Here is a 19,906-nt window from a genome sequence, read left to right as displayed (position 1 = left end):
ATATGGCTAAAATGCTATTATAAATCGATAAGTGGTAGATAGGTATGAAAAGGTACAAGATAATTTCTACAATAATCACAGTATTGATGTTAATAAGCATAGGAATATTTGCAATGCCAATACTATCACAGCCAACATCAGTACAACCAGAAGGAAGTATGGTAGTTATGCCTTCTCCGGGCATAGTATGGCAAGATAATTTTAATCCATGGAACGCTCCAGCTTTACCCGGTGGTCTAATTTGGCTTATTTACGAACCACTCGCCCAAGTTAATTCGCTAAGTGGTCAAACTATTCCATGGTTAGCCACCAATTGGACATTTACTACTGGTTATGTTTACTTGCCAAATGGTACTAAGGTACAAACATTGGCATTAATATTATACTTAAGGCATGATGTATACTTCACTGATGGTACACCATTTAACGCTACAGCAGTATGGTACACATTAGCGTTAGAACAAGCGTACCCACAACTGGCATATTCGGCTAATCAAATAGCTAACATGACAATAATAAATCCATATGAGCTAGAAATGGTATTTAAACCTGGAGTAACTCCAATGGTATTGTATACTATTTTGGAGCAATGGCCTGTGGACCCAGCACAATGGGGTAAAATATTCCCAGTAGAGCAATTACCAAATGGAACATATGTAGGACTAAACAAGACTGGAAATCCATTCACATACCCTAATACAAATCCAATAGGTACTGGACCTTATATGCTATATAGTTTCAGCCCGCAAGAAATAGTACTAGTGGCCAACCCACACTATTGGATGCCGGGAGAACCCAGAATAAAATACTTACTCTATCCATCATATCCTAGTAATGTTCAAGCAGATACTGCATTAAATAATGGGCAAATAACTTGGGCTGGACTATTCGAACCAAATATACAACAGCAATTTGTGGCAAAAGATCCTCTACACTATCATTACTATTTTGCTCCTGGATTTCCAACAATGTTGACACTCAATAACCTAAAATGGCCTTTATCCGATCCAGTTTTAAGACAAGCAATAAGCCTTGCGATCAATAGAACAGCAATATACTATTTGGGCGAATATGGATACGAACCGCCAGCAACTACGCCTCTTCCATTACCTCCACAACAGATACAATATCTAAATTCTTCGGTATTGCAGCTTGCTGAGCAGTTTGCTCCATCTCAAGGTAATGTTACTGCTGCATTACAGTTACTTGAATCCCATGGCTATAAATTAGTTAATGGCCAACTAATTGCACCAAATGGTACTGCAGTACCAACAATGGCCATAATTACGGTAGCCGGATGGACTGATTGGGATGCTGATTTAACTATAATTGCGCAGGATTTGAAGCAAATAGGCATAACTGTGGAAGTACAAACACCACCGTTTACAACATGGTATAATTACATGGAAACTGGCAATTACTGGATGGGACTAATGTGGGATTTAATTAGCGGTCCTACTCCTATACAACCACTTTCTGGGTATTTGTATGGTTATTGGAATTCCCCCGGCAACATAACACCGATAGGAAATAGCACATATTTTAACATAGAAAGGTTTAATTTATCAATTATCCATCCAACGTTCGAACAACTTGTGAACTGGGCAAATGGTAACTTCAGCATAAACGATAATGCCTATTATAGTATAGTAAATAAGCTAGCTGCTCTATGGATAAAATATATGCCTTCCATTGCTCTAGTATACGGCGCAGAGTGGTATGAGTATGTTAACAATACTGTTACTGGTTGGCCAACTCAGCAAAACTATTATTGGCCGGCTCCCCCATGGACCAGTCTTCCCTCAACTCCTTTACCTGTTGTTTTAGCCTTACATTTGGTTAATCAGTCTGTTCCTGAGCCTTGGTGGTATTATACTTCACAAGTTCCTTCAAGTTGGTATACTTCCAATGACCCATTCGTGTATCAAACAACCACAACTACTACAACACCTAGTACTACCACAAGTACATCAACAACTACTACAACAACCACATCCACCACAACAAGTACTACTACAACAACAAGTACTACTACTACTACGAGTGTTTCAACTACCACAAGTGTCTCTACATCCGTAAGCACTACTACGGCTACTGTTACTACTACTGTAAGCTCATCATCCAATACCGCACTATATGTCATAATAGCAGTTGTAATAATAGTCATAATAATAGCTGTTGTAGTACTAGGCCTAAGAAGAAGATAAATAAATAAATAAAGATTAAAAAGTTTTTTATATTTATTTTATTCCCATCTTATTATTACTTTTATTTCTCCTGGAAGTTTTTCCCTAAGGCTACTTATAACTTCCCTTTCATTACTTATACTTATGACTTTCGTTATCATCTTGCTAGTAGTATTCGGCCATAATGACTTCCATGAAGCTAAGTGAATAACTGCTTGTTGAAAATGTGTTTTTTGTCCATTATCTAGTCCTATAATTATCCTATTATTTATCACAAAATCTTGAACGGTTTTATAGTCAAGAGAGAAGTTGTCATATCTTGGGAAGCCAAAAAGACCTAATACTCCATTGATTTGGAGTAGGGGAACTAAATGTTGCATTATTGACGCTGAAGCACCGCTCGTATCAATTATTAAATCTAATTTACCCTCACTTTTAACTAAATTATCGTATCCATTCTCTGAGTTATAGAAAATAATTCCTGGTTCTTCAAGTATTTCTTTCTCGTTATCCAACAACTCTCTACGATTTGCTATCCATACTTGGAATCCATATGTTCTTAAAATTAGTGAAAATAAGATTCCAGTAGGTCCTGTACCAACTACTAACGCTTTTTTACAGTTAAAGGTGCCATCATCGCAAGTCCATATTGGTACTCTCTTTTGTGTTGTAAGAATTGCCTCAACGGATTTCTCTATGTCGGCCAAAGGTTGAGCTAAAATAGCGATATCCTTAATTGCTAGGGGGATTTTCACTAGATATTTAGGGTCATCATAGAGATATTCCCTCATAAATCCATCTAATCCCTTAGTGCCAGCCACTAGACCTTCTCCAGTCTCACAGAAATCTGGTCTGCCTACTAAACAGTTAAGGCATTTCCCACATCCTCTCTTATTTATAGGCATTACTAGTTCACCTTCTTTCAGCCCATAGCCACCTACTTCTACTATACCAATAGCTTCATGCCCTAGGATAAGTTCGTCTTTACCAGCCGGAGGTTTCACGCTAGTTCTCTTGCCACTTACTATTTCCCTATCAGTACCACATATCCCGTTTTCCAGAACCTTTATCTTAACTAGCCCGATGGTACTTAATTTATCTTCATCAATTTTCACATCATTAATCTCAACTCCTGGTTTTGGAGGTTTTACAACTATTGCCCTCATTTCGCACTTTCCCTCTCTTAGTAACTATATAACCTTTTTGGATAAATTGTTCAAATTAAGAATTTGTAACTCTGTAGTCCTCTGATATTTACCTTGGTAGTAAATAGTCTTCCAGCAAGAGGTTCACCTCCTCTACTCATAGTAGTTATAAATATTCGATTCATTTCCGGGCTGCCAAAAGTAACTGATGAAACGTATACTACTGGAAGTTTTATTTCAAATACTTTTTCTCCGTTCTTCGGATTCCACCTACTAACCTTACCACCTGCAGAATGAGCTATCCATAAATGGCCTTCCTCATCAACTGTCATCCCGTCTGGTCTGCCCGGTTCATCCTTAAAATCGATAACAACCCTTTTGTTATAGATATCCCTTATTTTTATCGAAGTCGAATTCAAAAACTTTCCTAAGTGGGCTGAATCCTTTCTCACGTTAATAGAAATCTTTTTATATTTATTTATTATCAACTAATTTTGTGGAGAGACTACTGAGGCCTAAGGAGGCTTGCCAACTACTCAGCATTTCATACTCAACACTCCTACGGTGGATTAGAGAAGGAAAAATAAGGGTAGTAACAACTGAAGGAGGGAAGTATAGGATACCTTACAGCGAGATTAAGAAGTACTTAGAAAGGAGGGAAGAGACGAGGGCTGTAATTTACGCTAGGGTGTCCTCTACCGATCAGAGAGAAGACTTGGAGAGACAAATAAACTACCTAACAAATTACGCAACAGCAAAAGGTTACAAGGTAGTTGAAGTACTGAAAGATATAGCTAGCGGGTTGAACACACAAAGGAAAGGATTGCTTAAATTATTCAAACTTGTTGAGGGGAGGAGTGTCGACATCGTATTAATAACATACAAAGACAGACTTACAAGGTTCTGTTTCGAGTACATTGAAGAGTTCTTCTCAACCATGGGAGTTAAGATTGAAGTAGTTTTCGGTGAGGAGCCCAAAGATGACGCACAAGAGCTAGTTGAGGACTTAATCTCAATCATTACCTCATTCGCTGGGAAAATTTACGGAATGAGGAGTCACAAGAAAACACTCCTAGTTCAAGGCGTAAAAAAGTTGATAGGTGAGTTAAGTGGAGAGGACAGTGAAGTTAAGGGTTAAGGTTGATTATAAAACTTACTCAGCACTTAAGGAGGTCGAGAAGGAGTACAGAGAGGTTCTAGAGGAGGCAATAAATTATGGGCTGTCAAACAAAACTACCTCCTTCACCAGGATTAAAGCTGGAGTTTACAAGACTGAGAGGGAGAAGCATAAGGACTTACCCTCACACTACATCTACACAGCTTGTGAGGATGCAAGCGAGAGATTAGACAGTTTTGAGAAGTTGAAGAAGAGAGGTAAAAGTTACACTGAGAAACCGTCTGTGAGGAGAGTTACTATTCACCTCGACGATCATCTGTGGAAGTTCAACCTTGATAGGATTTCAATTTCCACAAAGAGGAGTAGGGTTTTCATTTCACCAACCTTCCCTAAGATCTTCTGGAGATATTATAATAAGGGTTGGTTGATTGCGAGTGAGGCCAGGTTTAGGCTGATGAAGGGAAATGTTGTAGAGTTCTACGTCATTTTTAAGAAGGATGTTAAACCTTATGAACCTAAGGGTTTCATCCCAGTTGATCTAAATGAGAATTCAGTCTCTGTATTAGTTGATGGAAAACCGATGCTTTTAGAGACTAACACTAAGAGGATTACTCTGGGCTATGAGTATAGGAGGAAGGCAATAACTACTGGTAAGTCAACTAAGGATAGGGAAGTGAGGAGGAAGTTAAAGAGGCTGAGGGAGAGGGATAAGAAAGTAGACATTAGGAGGAAATTAGCCAAGCTGATCGTTAAAGAGGCTTTTGAAAGTAGGAGTGTCATAGTTTTAGAGGACTTGCCTAGGAGAACTCCGGAGCATATGATAAAGGACGTGAAGGATAAACAACTTAGGTTGAGGATTTATAGATCTGCATTTTCCTCAATGAAGAATGCTATTATTGAGAAGGCTAGGGAGTTTGGAGTCCCCGTGGTCTTAATTAACCCATCTTATACTTCTACTGTTTGCCCAATTCATGGGGCGAAGATCGTTTACCAACTCGATGGGGGCGATGCCCTAAGGGTTGGTGTTTGTGAGAAGGAAAAAGAAAGGTGGCATAGGGATGTTGTTTCACTGTACAATCTGATGAAAAGGGCTGGAGATGTGAGCCCCGTGCCGTTGGGCTCGAAGGAGTCCCATGACCCACCTACGGTAAGTGGGTGGTTGAGGGCTAAGTCCCTACACTCGATCATGAATGAACATAAAATGATTGAAATGAAAGTGTAGGGACAAACGGTATCTATTAGGTAAAATAATTCATTATCGGGATCCCAGCCGAGTCCATTAGATCTGTAAAGTTTTTCCAAGACCTTAGTTAATTTCTTATCTTCTAATTTATATAAACTAGCAGTGGGTTTTGGGTTCTCAATGTCTAGATTCATTGTACCAGCCCAATACCTACTCATCACATCGCATTTTCCATCATTAAATCTATTCTCTTTATCATTCTGTAATTCTAAAAATGGTAGTATCTTTCCGGTAGTCAGGTCTAGGATATGAAATCCATGACGTAAAGTTACTATAATCCTAATATTATCAATTAGGCATAGGGAAGTTACTACATCCGGAGTATTATAATAATTCTCCTCATTGGTATCTAGACTATTTACTATTATTTTTTCCATCTATATCCACCCAGAATAGTTTGTTTTTCTCCATATCTTAAACTGGGCTTTCCCCTAAAACCGCCTTGTAGTTTCCCAAAGTTTTTAATTCTATTGCCATCTCTACACTCATTGGTCCAAGTCAAAAATTAAAGCTTATTACTAAACATTTTATTGCATAATGAATCATAAGATGATAAAGTATCTAGCAAATTATAGTAATGAAGTCGTTTAATTATTACTTTGTCACTACATTCTTCGTCCTTAAGTTTCGACTACATCACGAATTAGTTCAGAAATATGAAGAAAACCACTTTGATTGATGTGCTATGAAAGCCTTATTTACTAGACAAAATAAACGAAAGTGTATGAAATACAAATACTCCTACGCCTTAGATTCTGGAATTCCTCTAGGTGGGATAGGGACTGGATCTGTGGAAATAAGGGCAGATGGTAGATTATACTCGTGGACCATATTTAACAACGGGGGAATAGCAGAAAAAAATGAGGATAGGTACAAATATTTCTTAACAGAGTTCGACTCCTTCTTCGCGTATGAAGATGGAAAGACTATAAGAATTCTCCAAGCATTTGACTATTATTTTGGAGCAAATCCATATACAAGACCTTGGATAAGGCCAATAAGGGAAATTGAGTTTATAGGAGAAATGCCAATTGCTTACCTAAATTACGATAATAAAATAAAACTAAAGGCATTTTCACCATTTATACCCCTAGATGTGAAGAACTCTTCTCTACCGGTATTAATATTTAAATTTAATAGTGAGAAGAATACAAGATTCTTCTTCGGAATTAACAATTCTTTTGAAAAAGGTCAAATAGAAGTTAAAGACGATATGATAATATTTAAAGGGGAAACATCTCCAGATGATCCTAGATATCAAGGAAGCCTATGCGTTAAGGTAATTGGAGATGAACCTTTCTCTGTAGCTTATAATCAAATTTTCGACTTCTGGGACGATTATAGATCTAACACTCTAGCCAAGAAGAAGGGGGATAATCTAGCAATTATAAGTGGTAAAGGAAGCAACGTAACTTTCATAATTACTTGGTTCTTCCCTAATTTTGTACTTAAAGATGGTAAGAGAGTTGGGCACTATTACGAGAACTTTTTCAATAACTGTGTAGAAGTAATGGATTACGTAATGAGAAATCTAAATTACCTAGAGGAGAAGACTATGCAATTTCACGATTTATTTTATAATGCAGAAGGTATAGAATCGTGGATTACTGATTTAATTGGAGCACAGATTGCTACACTTGTGAAAAGTACTTGGCTAACTAAGGACGGATTCTTTGGAATATGGGAAGGATATTTCGATGCCTCAGATCATAGGAAAGTTGGGAAGTATCCCTATACAGATGGTCCGGAAAACACTGCATTAAATACCATAGACGTACTGCTATATGCACTACCGGGGGTAATGCTACTATTTCCAGATTTAGCAAAGAATATTGTAAAAGACCTTTCCAATAGAGCATTAAAGGAGGATACCCCAGAATACGTTATATTTTCATTAGCGTTCCCAGAGAATTTAATGAAGTATAAGGAAGAGATTATGAAAGATCCCACTATAAGTACCGATCTCAAAAAATTATATGGAACTATAAAGAGAATTGTCAATGAGACTGGTAAGGATCCTAAGGGCAGGATGCCTCATTATATTCGCTACTCATTAACAGTAGATACTTACGAGAGAATAGATATTAATCCAGAATTTGTATTACTCTATTATTTAATAGCAAAGTATACGGGTGATAGGGAGTTACTAAAGAGCGTTTACGAAGTAGCAAGAAACGCGATCGAGAGTATTATGAGGACACAGACCATGGATGGTTTACCATACCTTACTTTACCATCTGGAATAGAGTGGATAAGATATGTAAATAGCATGCTAAGAGCTAACGATGCTCACAAGATTTTAGGTTATCACTCTTTGGCATTATCAATGCAAACACTAGACGATTGGTCATGGTTAGGCTTTTCTCCATACGTATCCTTTCTATGGATATCAGCACTAGAAGCACTAAATGAAGCGTCAAAACTACTCAGTAACCCTCAAAACTACGAGGTAAAAGAGCTAATAGAAAAAGTTAATAAATACTTATGGAATGGGGAGTATTATATGGACTGGTATGATCCCATTTCAAATTTAAGAGATGACTCGTCAAATGCATCCCAAATAACGGGTGACTGGTATGTTCAAATGTTGGATCTTCCAGAATTTTTAGACTACGAGAGAAGGAAATCCGTGTTCTCCTCAATAATGAAGTATAACTACAGTGGAGAGGAGGGAGTTAGAAATGGCTCATCAAATGATGATATTACACCTTTAGGAGTTAAACTTTCAATACAATCAAAAGCTCCTTGGAGTGGCGTAGAGTATTATCTAGCATTACATATGTTTTATAGCGGTTTTGACGAATATGCGAAGAAGATTTTGAGGAATGTTTATGAGAGGTATGAGATTGCAGGTAATTTCTGGAACCATATTGAGTGGGGCGCGAGATATATGAGACCATTAGTGGCTTTAAGCATGATTTACGCTATTGAAGGTATGAAGGTTAATATGTTAAACAACGAGGTCATTATAGGCAAAAGTAAGAATTTGAAGTGGATATTGTTACTTCCTACAGCGTGGGGCTTGCTAATAGTTAATAATGGAAAGATAAGGATAAAGATTTCTCATGGAGAGTTTAAAGGTAAAATAAATGGAGTTGTTACTACCTTAAAAGAGAACGAAGAAATAGAAATATAAAAAGCTTTTTACTCTAAAATTATTTCTGCTTGAAGTAGGTCTATACTCTCATCTAATTTAAACGCAATTATATCGTAATAGCTGTTCAAGTCTATTATATTCCATCCAGTATTCAGTGTAACAGTATCATCTCTAACCTTTGAGAGTAGTGAGTACTCGGCAATCCTCATCTTAGTTGACTTTGCAGTGTAAACTCTTACTTTCTTTTCGCTTAACCCTTTCAGTGGAATACCACCAAACCAACCATCTATTCCTGCGGTTGGCGAATACGGACCATCATGAATCCATATCCTTAGCGGATTCCACGGTTTCTTAAACAGTTCACTAAATGGAATTGCAAATACTCCACCTTCACCAGCCCTATAAGTGTACTCCCGTGTGATTGGCATATGAAGCGCCAACATATAAATATTCACCATCGTGTGCCATGCCAAAGGTTGCTCCTCTTTCCGTAATTATCTGAGGTACTACTGGGTCAATCCTTAAGAGTAGACCAAATGTGGTCCTTGATGACATATCCCTTAAGTCCTCTGCAGGATTTACTGATATAATATACCCATTATGTAAGCTTTTTGAGCTCTAAATCCTGGAATATAGGTGGGTCTTTCCGATTCTGGGTTGCGAATATCTAGAAATGGATATAACCTATATACATCCTTTTGTGGATCAATATGTATGAGGGTACCACCATAGAATGCAATTAGTTTGTTCTGTATTTTGCACTATTTGTCCTCCAACACGTCTTATCTGTATCTTCTTATTGCTTTCTAATGGAAAGTCAAATGACTCTACAAACTTGTATTCACCATTAAGTGTATTATATACCATTATCGATGAAACATCAGTGTATAGGATTAAATATCGTGGCGTAGATTTTATCATCCTTCATTTCAATCTTATATACAGTACGATTCTTCACCAGAAATTCTGCATCTCTAGTAGATACACCTACTTTCCACAAGCCTAATTCAGCATGCCCATCGGCTCTACTGAAGTAGACTGCATCCTCGTGCTGGTCGTAAAGTAAGTCAGTTACCTAACCATACCAATTGTTTGGAGGAATTTTATCATCTCACTTCCTACTCCATAGAATTTCTACTTTATCATCGTCATATATCATGTGTATATGACTATACTTCATCCGCATATCCTGATATTTCAAAATTCTCTCATATTGTGATACCTCTATCATTCCTGGAGGTGCCTTAAGCCATCCACCTATGAATAATAAATCTTTAGACCAAGTTAATGCAGCATATGTATTACCTGCCGCTCTAGGTGGCTTGCCTAACTTTTCATTTCTATATATTACTTCTCCATTGGAATGCTTTGTTGATCTCTTCAATTTATTTCATAAGCATGATATGATGCACTGAGAATTTTTCAGTAATTAATATTTATTTCAACGTTATTCGCAAGCTCACACCCTAATACCCGGAGCTCTACCAACTAAAGAATTAGCCAAGTGGACCATCCATGCATAAGCCCAGAACTTGAGCTTAGCCTCAACCACTTGTCCTAAAAAACTTGTAGCCCTAACAGATTCCCCAAAAGTACGCTTCACAGCAGAGAATAAGGACTCAATCCTCCACCTAACACCGTAACCCCTCTCCTCCCTCCAACGATTATAACCCAACCTCTTGAACTCCCTTACAGCCTTTCTCCTAGCAGGATGACCGCGTCTAGTGGAGGCGTTCTCCCTAGGTGGAACAACAACCTCAACCCCAGTCTTGTAAACCTCATTAGCATCATAAGCTTTATCTCCATAAAACTTCTTGACCTTCTTTCCCTTATCTTGTAAATCCTTAACCGTCTTAACTGCAGTCTGAACCTCGTTGCTGGTTACTTCAGCGTTTATTACGTTGAATTGGTCCTTATCCATTACTATTTCGATCTTGAGGAATTTTGAGTCCTTGGTTTTTCCCCATTTTGCTATAATGTATTGTCCTCCCTTGTTTGTGCTTATTCCCGTTGCGTCTGCTATTACTTCAAGTTGGTCATTTGCCTCTGGGAATTTTATGTTCATGTTTCTTACTCTTTCCCATATTGTTGAGTAGTCTAGGCTTGTTGGGATGATTTTCAGTCTTTCTAATGCTCTCAATACTCCTTCTATGGCCCTATAAGGTAGGAACAAGTGCAGGAACGCTAGGAAGTCGTTGAACTCCTTTGGCGCCTTGTAGGTTTTCTTGGCATTCCTATTCTCTTCTGCTAGTAATTCCCACCAGTGTTGGAAGACGTAGAAGGGGAACATTAGCTCGTATCTAGTTATAACGTTCTCGTCGTACTTGCTCCAATCCCTCTTGTACTTACTCTTTCCCATGAGTAATACTCGGTATAATTATTTATAAATTTTTGTATAATTCTGAAGTAACCCACAAAGCACCATTGGAATAAACTTTAGCCGCATGTCCATCATGAACTATCATGTTTCTGGAAATCGGATGAAAGCCTATATAGAGAGATCTAAACTGATGATGACCTAATGCTATTTCATTATGTTGAACAAACTCTTTTAAGACTAGCTTTGGCTTATCCAATATTTACCCCGAATAGAAGTATATGAGATTGCCTATTTAATTCTTTAGCGTTACTATTTAGAAGTTTCTAATATTTTAATAAAGCTTTAATTACACTCTCTTGTTTGTAGATACTATATGAGATCGTTTTATAGGCCAAAAATAGATCTTCAAGGCTTTTGGAAATTCAAGATAGATAGTGAGAATGTTGGGGAAAAGAACGAGTGGGGTAAAGGTTTAGAATCTGAAGATATTATTTACGTGCCGGCTTCTTGGAATGAGCAAAACCCACAATGGGATCAGTTTTCTAGTATAGCGTGGTATCAGAAGGATCTGTTTGTTAGTAGTTATGAGAGTAAGAAGGCTTGGATAGTATTTGAGGGGGCAGGATACATCACAAAACTTTGGATTAATGGAGAATATGTAGGAACTCATGAGGGATCATTTACACAATTCAAATTTCCAATTAAACTTAATACTAATGAATTTAATAAAATAGTAGTAAAGATAGATAACACACCATCACCCTACAACTTACCCCCAGCTAAAGATCTAAACATTGCAGCATTTGACTTCTTCAACTATGGAGGGATCCAGAGACCAGTTTACATAGAGTTTGTAGATGAATGTCACGTAGAAGATATAACAGTATATACTAAATCCAATGGACATCTAAAGGTAGAGATTTTGCCAGAATGTAATCAAAAGCACAGCCTAAGATTTAAATTAGTTGATAAAGAGGGAAAAGCCCTATTAGATGAGGAGAGTAGTAACGAAATATATGAAAAAGATGTAGGTAATGTTACGCCGTGGTCTCCAGATAATCCTTACTTATACACTCTCATAGTGGAAATATACGTTGATGAAAATCTGAAGGACTCGATTTATGAACGTATAGGCTTTAGAGATGTAGAGGTGAAGAATGGCAGAATATACTTGAACGGTAAGCCCATATTCTTAAAGGGCTTTGGAAGACATGAGGATTTTCCAATACTAGGTAAATTTATGTACGGGGCAGTATTAGTTAGGGATTTTTACCTTATGAGAAAAATTGGAGCTAACTCGTTTAGAACTTCCCACTACCCTTATTCAAATGAACATTTAGATTTAGCCGATGAAATGGGATTTTTGGTCATATTAGAGCCACCTTTATGTTATTCCAATATTAGTAGGGTGATGAGCCAAGAGGAGATTGCTAAGATGTTCAGTGATATAAAGTACTTCGAAAAGGTAAAGCATACGATAAAGGAAATGATTAGGCAACATAAAAATAGACCTTCAGTAATAATGTATAGCGTTATGAATGAACCCCCTAGCGATATGTATGAAGTTGCAGAGTTTATAAAGAAAGAAGTTAAATTCTTGAAGACTTTGGATTCTTCTAGGCCAGTAACTTTCGCCTCTCATAGATCAGTACGAGACCTAGCGTTAGAATATGTTGACATAATCTCCTTAAACTATTATCATGGGTGGTATACTGAGTGGGGAGATATTGATAGTGGTGTAAGGACTGTCGCAATGGAATTAGAGGAAATTCATAAGAAGTTTCCAGAGAAGCCAATAATCATTACCGAATTTGGTGCTGATGCAATATATGGCCTTCATAGCGATCCTCCCCAAATGTGGTCGGAGGAATATCAAAGTGAAATGATAAGAAAGTATATAGAAGCCTTAAGGAAGAACAATTACATAGTAGGCTTTCACATTTGGAACTTTGCTGACTTTAGAACCCCTCAAAATCCAGGGAGAACAATACTTAATAGGAAAGGAATATTTACTAGAGATAGACAGCCTAAATCGGCAGCTAAAGTAGTTGAGGAATTATTCAAAAATAAATTGTCTTCTTAAGGTAATAGCAAGTGCATATGTTTTATTTTTCAAATAACGTTAGCATCCGTCTTAGTTGTCTTAAAAGATTTCCCTGGAAGTTACAGCGATCATTTTTATTTTATTCTCTACCTGGATATTGTTCTGATAAACACTATTAGGTTTAAAATTCTTTACCGTGGTATCTAACTATTCTCTTGCTTAGAGACAGCTTTACATTTACGTCATCGTTATCCTGTGTAGGATGGTCTAAATTCACTTACTAGCTCAAAATTAACCTCTACGTGACTTGGAGAAGAAAATTAACCTTTATAAGAGCGGACCAGCTCATCATATCACCTGCCTTACTTTATACCATTTTTCTCAAAGTTTAATATCTGATTTATTTTCTCTATAATCTTTCTCTTAACATCTTCACTTATCACATCGTCTAAATTCGGTAGTGGGGGTCGTGTGACATAGCTTGAGATTAAACCACGTAACCAAGCTCCTAGCTTAGCTAAATGGGACATTGTCAAGGGGAATTTTATAAATGTCCTATACTCTAAGAGTAAATCATATAGTCTTATGGTAGTATCTATATCCCTCTTTTTCTCGTAACTCTCATAAATCATAAAAGGCAATGAGGAAAACGAGCCCATTGAGGTAGTAAATCCCTTAGCCCCTAAAACTAGACCCAATAACGCTCTCTCTTCTAAACCATCTATTATATCTATCTTATCCCCTACAAGTCTCAATACTTCCTTAAATTCTACAACATTATATCTAGCCTCTTTAAGCACCTTAAAACTGGGTATTATATCGCTTAATCTCTTTATTAGTTGAGGGGAAAGATCTATACCTGCTGATGATGGATTGTTATATAATATTATGGTTAAATCACACAATTCAGAGACTTTGATGAAATAATCCGTTATTCCCTTTTCGTTACCCTTTAAGTAGTAAGGAGGTAAGATCATAATTTTGTCGACACCTATCTCCTTATATTTTTTGCAAAGTTCAGCAGTTTCTAAAAAGGAAGTAGATGATGCACCAGCTATGATCTCCCCCTTACTTAATGCCTTTCTTACTTGATCAATAACTCTAACTTTTTCTTCGAAGGTAAGTGAGGAGAACTCACCAGCAGTACCTAGAGGTACAATATACTTATACCCAACACTCTCTGCGAATTCTACAATCCTTTTTAGCCCTTCTAAGTCTAGCTCAAATGTTTTGGTAAAAGGCGTCACGTTAGTTAGGAAAACCCCATTCATATCTTAATCTTCGTAGAAAATTTATAAAATATATTGCTAACCTTTTTCCTAATGGAAATTGTGTTTACTAGCTTTACATTTATCTAGAGTTAAACTTAGAGGATGTTGTAGAGAGAAGGAGTAAGGTTGGGCTTGATGTAGGAGTTGATAGTAGTAGATAATGGTAAACATTCGAAATCAGAGTTTTTCTCCCAACAAATAAGGAAGGACAGAAATCTTTCCTCCATAACAACTTCTGATTTGGTAGATATGATAGGTTCTATTTCGCTGGTAAAACTGAGACAAAAATGAAGAGAAAACATTTTGGAAACATTAATAAAAATGGGTACAGCAGTCTAAACGCTTTGGGAGTGAGAGTATATGGAGGGCGAAGTCGCAGAAGAAAAGACCAATTCACGGAATAGCTTAATCATTGATAGGATTAATGAGATTACCTAAGACTATTACGTTAAAATTCTCATAGAAATTTCATGCGAAGGATGCACGATTAAACTTTTATGAGAACTTAATGGGGATTTAGGATTCGTCTATGATCCCACTAACGTGTTTTTTCAGATGATTCTCATAATGGGGTTTTCCGGTTAATATCTGAAGGAATATTCCAAGTTCATATTGAGGATTTTGCGATACAGAATAAAAAGTAAAGAACTTGATAAACAATGTAAAGGTATAGTTCCTTTTATAGAAGATAACTAAAGACTTAAAGAGCATTGGCTAGAGATATTACTTATCAGTTGAGTGCGAGAAAATGTGGCATCTAGAACTAGATAGTAGTGATGCTATATTATCAAAATATTTCTCTTATTTAAAGAGCTTACTTATTCACTGGATAGTAGAGAAGTATTTAAACTAGTCAAGATATAACATGTAAACCTAAACTCTTAAATCTAAATAGAGATATTTTATTATCGTGAACTCTATAAGGAGTCTTCTAAATCAGATGAACTTGGAGGAAAAAATAGCTCAACTTCAAGCTATACCAATAGACGCTCTTATAGAGGAAAAGGAGTTCTCTGAGGAAAAAGCAAAAAAATATCTAAAATTAGGAATAGGGCAGATCACTAGAGTAGCTGGTAGCAGATTAGGACTAAAACCGAAAGAAGTCGCAAAACTAGTTAATAAAATTCAAAAATTTCTAGTAGAAAATACCAAGATGAAGATTCCAGCAATAATACACGAAGAATGTCTATCTGGTTTAATGGGATACTCTTCTACAGCATTTCCTCAAGCGATTGGGTTGGCTAGTACCTGGAATCCTGAATTAGTTATGGATATAGCATCAGTCATAAGATCTCAAGGAAGACTAGTTGGAGTTAACCAATGTCTTTCTCCCGTGTTAGACGTTTGTAAAGACCCAAGATGGGGAAGATGCGAAGAGACTTATGGGGAAGACCCATACTTAGTAGCTTCAATGGGATTAGCATATATTACCGGGTTACAAGGTGATAATCAATTGGTAGCGACTGCAAAGCATTTCGCAGCTCATGGTTTCCCAGAGGGTGGAAGAAATATTGCACAAGTGCATGTTGGAAATAGAGAATTGAGGGAAACGTTCCTCTTTCCCTTTGAGGTTGCCGTAAAGATAGGAAAAGTAATGTCGATTATGCCTGCATATCATGAGATTGATGGAATACCATGCCATGGCAATCCCCAATTATTAACTAATATTTTAAGACAAGAATGGGGATTTGATGGAATAGTAGTATCTGATTACGATGGTATTAGACAATTAGAGACAATACACAGGGTTGCATCAAATAAGATGGAGGCCGCTATTTTGGCTCTGGAATCTGGCGTGGATATAGAGTTTCCTACTATAGATTGCTATGGTGAACCATTAGTTAATGCTCTAAAGGAGGGTTTGGTCCCAGAGTCTCTAATAGATAGGGCCGTGGAGAGAGTTTTACGAATTAAAGATAGACTTGGACTTTTAGACAATCCATTTGTTAATGAAAATTCGGTTCCAGAAAAGTTAGATGATCACAAATCGAGAGAATTAGCGTTAAAGACAGCTAGAGAGTCAATAGTTCTCCTTAAAAATGAAAATAACATACTACCTCTAAGCAAGAATGTTAATAAAATTGCAGTAATAGGACCAAATGCTAATGATCCAAGAAATATGTTAGGAGATTATACTTATACTGGACATCTAAATATAGATAGCGGGATAGAGATCGTAACAGTGCTTCAAGGAATAGTTAAGAAGGTTGGGGAAAGTAAAGTGCTTTACGCAAAGGGGTGCGATATTGCAAGCGAATCAAAAGAAGGATTTGCCGAGGCAATAGAGATAGCAAGGCAAGCCGACGTAATAATAGCAATCATGGGTGAGAAATCAGGATTGCCGCTATCATGGATGGATATTCCTTCAGAAGAAGAGTTTAAGAAATATCAAGCAGTCACTGGAGAAGGTAATGATAGGAGTAGTCTAAGATTACCTGGAGTTCAAGAGGAATTACTCAAAGAACTATACAAGACTGGAAAACCAATAATCTTAGTTTTAATTAATGGTAGGCCCTTAGTTCTTTCATCGATAATTAATTACGTTAAAGCAGTAATTGAAGCATGGTTTCCAGGAGAAGAAGGAGGAAATGCCATAGCTGATGTAATATTTGGAGACTACAATCCAGGTGGACGCTTGCCTATAACGTTCCCAATGGATACTGGGCAAATACCATTATATTATAATAGGAAACCATCTTCCTTTAGACCATACGTTATGCTCCGTTCATCTCCATTATTTACATTTGGATATGGATTAAGTTACACTCAATTTGAATATTCTAACCTTGAAGTAACGCCAAAAGAGATAGGACCTAACAGTAATATTGCCATTTCAATAGATGTTAAAAATGTGGGGAAAATGGAAGGTGATGATGTAGTTCAACTATATGTTTCAAAAACCTTTTCTAGTGTTGCTAGACCAGTTAAGGAATTAAAAGGATTTGCTAAGATTCATCTTAAACCCGGTGAAAAGAGAAGAGTGAAATTCATATTACCCACGGAGGCATTAGCGTTTTATGACAGCTTTATGCGACTAGTAGTAGAGAAAGGTGAATATCAGTTATTAATAGGAAATTCTTCTGAAAACATAATTCTTAGGGATATATTTAGAATAAAAGAAACAAAACCTATTGTAGAAAGAAGAATATTTCTATCGAATGTACAAATTGAATAAATAAATAGAAAAATTTTGGCTTTATTTTTACTTTTATCTTCTTCTTAGGCCTAGTACTATTGTCACTATTATTATAATTATTATTACAACAGCTATTATGGCGTATATTGCGTCAAATGGATCCTAGGGGTATGCAAATCCAGGTCGGAGATACATAGGTGGGTCAAGAAGTTTAGGTTAAAGGGATACCTGTTATAGTTGTGGTAGCTAAAGGTGAAAAGTAACGGCAAAAAGTAAAAATAACCCCGGAATGGGTATACTATAGGAAATACTAGTGAAATGAAAGTTAACCTAATGCATATAACTGATGAAATTAACGTCCCAATACTCATTGCTCATTCGAAAGGTAATGAGGTATTAGATTTCAGATTTTCAATGGAGTTTTACAACCAAATAAAATTTACTGATAAACAAATATTACTATTTGACAAGGGTGGACATATATTTTACGATTATGAAGTTAGGCAGAGATTGTATAAAGAAGTAACTGAGTGGTTAATTAAGAGATTAAAATAAGACTTTCTTTTAACTAACAATTATATCAACTTGTTATCTCCCTTAATATTTTCATTAAGCCATTGAAGGACTCCTTAGTACTTGCCTCTGGGTCATTTGCGGCATTTCTATAATGAGTTTCTAAAGATATTACATATGGCTTACCCTTTAATACTCTTAATTGCCCCTTATAGTCTATCATCCCTTTTCCCACTGGCATCCAAATGAAGTGCCCATCTTTAACCATAGCGTCTTTGATGTGCAAGTGCATGATGTCATCTTTTATTAATTCGTATCCGTCTGGATAAGGCGTTTCCCTAGCGAAAAATGCATTACCAGGATCCCATAATACCCTAACCCATTTTGACTTTATTTTGTCCAAAAACGTTCTAAGTTCTTTACCAATTCCCACGAGACAACTGTACTCATTCTCTATCACTAATGTTACCCCTTCACTTTCAGCTATATCAATGGCACTGTTAAACCTCTCAGCTAGCTTATCAATATAATATTTTAATTCCCCCTCGTACCAAAAGGTGAATATTCTAGTATAGTTTATGTCAATTTTCTTACTTAACTCTATTACCTTCCTCAAGATTTGTAAGTGCTCTTTATAACCCTTCTCGTCATTAATATATATTTTAAAGGTAGGAGAATCTAAATTCGAAATAGTTAACCCATATTTTTCAACAATGTTCCTTATTTCTGAAAATTCGGAGTCTGATACTTGTGTTATATTCTTATTCCATAAATTTCTTACTTCAACGTGAATTGCACCTAGCTCTTTTATCACTTTTACTGCGTGCTCGAAATCGAGAGAGATCTCGTCTGATATGATTCCTACTTTCCAATACATGTAGTATAAGACCTTTTCTGAGCTTAAATTTTTTGACAATAAAAAATTTGGCTAAATGCTTTGTGGGTTACTTCAATTTTTATCTTAGTTAACGTAGAAACTTACGTTTAAATCAACGTCCGATTTTGAATTTAAGAAAATTTAACAAGTTTAACATTTAAAAAATTGAACTAGTCCACAAAGCATTGGCTAAATAAACTCATATATATGCTTTAGATAAGCCTAACATACCTAAATTTATTAAAATAAGGATTAAAGCTTAGGTACATAATACAGTACAATCGTATATTTTTTAACTTGTTACCTATAAATATTAAATAATTAAGCGACTAATTATGAAATGAAGTAAGCAACAAGTGTTAAGAAAGATAATTTCAACCATATTTTCTATTTTAATATTAATGAGCAATAGGTGTTTTTGTTATGCCAATATTAGCGCAGTCAACATCAGTTCAACCAGAAGGAAGTATGGTAATTGTTGCTGCCAATGGACCATGGCAAGATAATTTTAACCCGTGGAATGATCCAAATGGCCAAGCGGAATTGCCCTTATTATTTAAAATCCTTTATGTGAATTACAAAATGTAATTCTTTTACTTTTCTGAGTAGTTTTTCATCAGCAGTATATACTTTGTCCCCTAAAACCTTACCCAATACTATATATGCAGCGTCATATATCGTTATGCCGTACTTAGAAGAAAGAGAAATAATCTCGCTAAGCATATCTTCAAATCCGTAAAGAGTTATTTGGAAATCAGATAAAATTTTGCCTACTTCTTCTAATTCCTTTCTCTTAGATTATAAGTATACTTTAATCCGTTCAAAACTTCAAAGGGAAGAATACAAGGTGCAGATAAATCCTCTAAACCTTTTACATATGCTTCCTTAAGAGTTAGTGATTCTCTGCTATAAGTTTCATTGGCAAACCACTTTATTACAACTGATGCATCTATGACT

The 19,906-nt window shown here is 36.3% G+C and carries 17 protein-coding genes and 3 pseudogenes; 8 read left to right on the top strand and 12 right to left on the bottom strand.

Annotated features, from left to right (window positions below):
- Nucleotides 1-44 precede the first annotated feature (44 nt).
- A complete protein-coding gene (locus YN1551_RS02220; RefSeq protein WP_012717114.1) occupies nucleotides 45-2,207 on the top strand; it encodes an ABC transporter substrate-binding protein in 2,163 nt (720 codons plus the stop codon).
- A 38-nt stretch (nucleotides 2,208-2,245) separates the two neighbouring features.
- On the opposite strand, the gene YN1551_RS02215 is transcribed toward YN1551_RS02220, so the two are convergent.
- The gene (locus tag YN1551_RS02215) at nucleotides 2,246-3,352 is read right to left on the bottom strand and encodes a glucose 1-dehydrogenase (RefSeq protein ID WP_012717113.1); all 1,107 of its coding nucleotides are present in this window, start codon (nucleotides 3,350-3,352) and stop codon (nucleotides 2,246-2,248) included.
- Nucleotides 3,353-3,402: 50 nt separating this feature from the next.
- Nucleotides 3,403-3,769 (bottom strand): annotated as a pseudogene (locus YN1551_RS02210) (SMP-30/gluconolactonase/LRE family protein); the annotation flags it as partial.
- A gap of 58 nt (nucleotides 3,770-3,827) precedes the next feature.
- Here YN1551_RS02210 and YN1551_RS02205 point away from each other — a divergent pair.
- Both YN1551_RS02205 and YN1551_RS02200 read left to right on the top strand, forming a co-directional pair.
- Complete coding sequence (locus YN1551_RS02205) at nucleotides 3,828-4,469, top strand: IS607-like element ISC1913 family transposase (protein ID WP_012717112.1); 642 nt, start codon at nucleotides 3,828-3,830, stop codon at nucleotides 4,467-4,469.
- Nucleotides 4,453-5,670, top strand: a complete 1,218-nt coding sequence (locus tag YN1551_RS02200) for an RNA-guided endonuclease InsQ/TnpB family protein (RefSeq protein WP_012717111.1) — start codon at nucleotides 4,453-4,455, stop codon at nucleotides 5,668-5,670. Before YN1551_RS02205 ends, YN1551_RS02200 begins: the two co-directional genes overlap by 17 nt.
- An 8-nt stretch (nucleotides 5,671-5,678) precedes the next feature.
- On the opposite strand, the pseudogene YN1551_RS15660 reads toward YN1551_RS02200, so the two are convergent.
- Nucleotides 5,679-6,180, bottom strand: a pseudogene (locus YN1551_RS15660) (SMP-30/gluconolactonase/LRE family protein); the annotation flags it as partial.
- A gap of 235 nt (nucleotides 6,181-6,415) precedes the next feature.
- Between YN1551_RS15660 and YN1551_RS02195 the strand changes: the two are divergent.
- Complete coding sequence (locus YN1551_RS02195) at nucleotides 6,416-8,827, top strand: GH116 family glycosyl hydrolase (RefSeq protein WP_012953221.1); 2,412 nt, start codon at nucleotides 6,416-6,418, stop codon at nucleotides 8,825-8,827.
- A gap of 8 nt (nucleotides 8,828-8,835) precedes the next feature.
- Here YN1551_RS02195 and YN1551_RS17345 read toward each other — a convergent pair whose 3' ends face one another.
- The 6 genes from YN1551_RS17345 to YN1551_RS02180 form a co-directional block, all read right to left on the bottom strand.
- A complete protein-coding gene (locus YN1551_RS17345) occupies nucleotides 8,836-9,216 on the bottom strand; it encodes a hypothetical protein (RefSeq protein WP_238526214.1) in 381 nt (126 codons plus the stop codon).
- Entirely contained in the window at nucleotides 9,188-9,343 is a 156-nt protein-coding gene (locus YN1551_RS17340; protein ID WP_238527868.1) for a hypothetical protein, read from the bottom strand. The genes YN1551_RS17345 and YN1551_RS17340 overlap by 29 nt, the downstream gene beginning before the upstream one ends.
- A 150-nt stretch (nucleotides 9,344-9,493) precedes the next feature.
- A complete protein-coding gene (locus tag YN1551_RS17335; protein WP_238527867.1) occupies nucleotides 9,494-9,709 on the bottom strand; it encodes a hypothetical protein in 216 nt (71 codons plus the stop codon).
- A gap of 190 nt (nucleotides 9,710-9,899) precedes the next feature.
- Nucleotides 9,900-10,172 (bottom strand): DUF2139 domain-containing protein, encoded by a 273-nt coding sequence (locus tag YN1551_RS17330; protein ID WP_238527866.1) that lies wholly within the window; start codon nucleotides 10,170-10,172, stop codon nucleotides 9,900-9,902.
- Nucleotides 10,173-10,247: 75 nt separating this feature from the next.
- Nucleotides 10,248-11,147 (bottom strand): IS5 family transposase, encoded by a 900-nt coding sequence (locus YN1551_RS02185; protein WP_012717109.1) that lies wholly within the window; start codon nucleotides 11,145-11,147, stop codon nucleotides 10,248-10,250.
- Nucleotides 11,148-11,169: 22 nt separating this feature from the next.
- Nucleotides 11,170-11,364 carry a hypothetical protein gene (locus YN1551_RS02180; protein WP_048052268.1) on the bottom strand — a complete coding sequence of 65 codons (195 nt, stop codon included), beginning with the start codon at nucleotides 11,362-11,364 and terminating at the stop codon, nucleotides 11,170-11,172.
- A gap of 117 nt (nucleotides 11,365-11,481) precedes the next feature.
- Between YN1551_RS02180 and YN1551_RS02175 the strand changes: the two genes are divergently transcribed.
- Complete coding sequence (locus YN1551_RS02175; RefSeq protein ID WP_012717108.1) at nucleotides 11,482-13,191, top strand: glycoside hydrolase family 2 TIM barrel-domain containing protein; 1,710 nt, start codon at nucleotides 11,482-11,484, stop codon at nucleotides 13,189-13,191.
- A 323-nt stretch (nucleotides 13,192-13,514) separates the two neighbouring features.
- Here the strand turns inward: YN1551_RS02175 and YN1551_RS02170 are convergent, their stop codons facing one another.
- The gene (locus YN1551_RS02170; protein ID WP_012717106.1) at nucleotides 13,515-14,423 is read right to left on the bottom strand and encodes a dihydrodipicolinate synthase family protein; all 909 of its coding nucleotides are present in this window, start codon (nucleotides 14,421-14,423) and stop codon (nucleotides 13,515-13,517) included.
- A gap of 910 nt (nucleotides 14,424-15,333) precedes the next feature.
- Between YN1551_RS02170 and YN1551_RS02165 the strand changes: the two genes are divergently transcribed.
- Together YN1551_RS02165 and YN1551_RS02160 are read left to right on the top strand one after the other, a co-directional pair.
- The gene (locus YN1551_RS02165; protein WP_012716627.1) at nucleotides 15,334-17,598 is read left to right on the top strand and encodes a glycoside hydrolase family 3 N-terminal domain-containing protein; all 2,265 of its coding nucleotides are present in this window, start codon (nucleotides 15,334-15,336) and stop codon (nucleotides 17,596-17,598) included.
- Nucleotides 17,599-17,877: 279 nt separating this feature from the next.
- Nucleotides 17,878-18,114, top strand: coding sequence for an alpha/beta hydrolase (locus YN1551_RS02160; protein ID WP_012717105.1), 237 nt, complete (start codon nucleotides 17,878-17,880; stop codon nucleotides 18,112-18,114).
- 25 nt (nucleotides 18,115-18,139) lie between these two features.
- On the opposite strand, the gene YN1551_RS02155 is transcribed toward YN1551_RS02160, so the two are convergent.
- Nucleotides 18,140-18,949: a sugar phosphate isomerase/epimerase family protein gene (locus YN1551_RS02155; RefSeq protein ID WP_012717104.1), complete on the bottom strand. Its 810-nt coding sequence runs from the start codon at nucleotides 18,947-18,949 to the stop codon at nucleotides 18,140-18,142.
- Nucleotides 18,950-19,372: 423 nt separating this feature from the next.
- Here YN1551_RS02155 and YN1551_RS16960 point away from each other — a divergent pair, with 423 nt between their 5' ends.
- A complete protein-coding gene (locus YN1551_RS16960; RefSeq protein WP_012714354.1) occupies nucleotides 19,373-19,537 on the top strand; it encodes a hypothetical protein in 165 nt (54 codons plus the stop codon).
- On the opposite strand, the pseudogene YN1551_RS17950 reads toward YN1551_RS16960, so the two are convergent.
- Nucleotides 19,502-19,902, bottom strand: a pseudogene (locus tag YN1551_RS17950) (type II toxin-antitoxin system VapC family toxin). The gene YN1551_RS16960 and the pseudogene YN1551_RS17950 sit on opposite strands and share 36 nt — an antisense overlap.
- Between the last annotated feature and the right edge of the window lie 4 nt (nucleotides 19,903-19,906).

Source organism: Sulfolobus islandicus Y.N.15.51, assembly GCF_000022485.1.
GTDB classification, from domain to species: domain Archaea; phylum Thermoproteota; class Thermoprotei_A; order Sulfolobales; family Sulfolobaceae; genus Saccharolobus; species Saccharolobus islandicus.
The sequence above is the reverse complement of the archived record's forward strand: the minus strand, read 5'-3'. Positions and strand labels throughout refer to the sequence as shown.